General features: G+C 60.8%; 2 protein-coding genes. Both read right to left on the minus strand.

What is annotated here, in order from left to right; genetic code table 11:
- Positions 1-363 (minus strand): ParB/Srx family N-terminal domain-containing protein (locus AC4PR2_RS28955; RefSeq protein ID WP_492176056.1); only part of this gene is annotated, 363 nt, incomplete at its 3' end.
- 129 nt (positions 364-492) lie between these two features.
- Positions 493-858, minus strand: coding sequence for a ribulokinase (locus AC4PR2_RS28960; RefSeq protein ID WP_492176057.1), 366 nt, complete (start codon positions 856-858; stop codon positions 493-495).
- Positions 859-1,163: the final 305 nt, after the last annotated feature.

Here is a 1,163-nt window from a genome sequence, read left to right on the forward strand (position 1 = left end):
AAAGGCGGCAATCTGGTCGGCAGGGTGCATGTCCTCACGCTGACCGTTCTCGGTCAGCGACACCACCACCGCATCGGACAAAGGCACCGCCTTGCACGGCACCGGGTAGGTATCGTCGACATCGCCCGCCTCACGCAGCGCCTGCAGTGCCAGCAGACGCCGCCCTCCGGCCACCACCGCATGCTTGCCGCCCCTGACCTTGCACACCACCAGATTTTGCAGCACCCCCACCGCACGGATACTGGCAGCCAGCTCAGCAATGGCCTCCAGCTTGGGGTCGCGCTTGCGCACGTTGAGGTCTGATTTCACCAGCTTGCCCAGCGGCACGGTAATGACAGGCGTGGATGAGAGCAGTGTTTCCACGTTAACTACTTGACCTTCAGCTTTAGCTACAGTAATTTTACCCATGCGGAAAATCTCCATTTCGTTAAAAATATCAACAGGTGTCGTTTCCTGATGATGTGAAGAAGCAGCGTACCCCACGCTGCTTTTTTACTTTCTGCGCAGCAGTGACCAGTGCACCAGACTCATCTCATCGCTCGCCGCCAGCGGCCAGCCGTCAACCAGCCATACCGCCACCGAATCCGCATGACCGTCAAAGGCCACATACAGGTACTCCGCTTCCTCCGGCAGGTCGGGCGGCAGCAGCGTTCCGGTTGAGCGTCCGGCGGCATCGCACACGTACCGGAACAGGTCATACACCTGCGGTACGGTCAGATGCTCGCTGTTGGTGTAGGCGCTGCGCCGTATTTCCGGAAAATCCGGCGAACGACTGGCTGTAACCGCATTTTCTTTCTGCCCATATCTCTTTGAGTGTGCCTTCGTGGCGGTTTTGACGTTGACGTTTCGTGTGTTCATGCTGTTCTCCTTCCTGGGTGGTTTATCTATCTCTCGTCGGAACCTTGCGCGGCAAAAAAGCTGACGTGGCAACGGCGAACGGGGGAACGCAAGGGCGCCGCGTGCGGCGTGCCATTTACCCTTGCGGGCACGCGGGCGACGGTGCGACAAAAGCGGCCGCGCAAGGGGCTGACGAGAGATAACCACCTGACCAGATGAGCAGGAACACACCCGCCACGGCGTCACGCCGGGGCGGCCTTGAAGCCCGGCACCGCCGGGCGGTGAGCCTGGCGCGGCGCGGCAATCTTGCCGCTGCAAGCGTGCCC

This window comes from Serratia sp. A07, assembly GCF_058725505.1.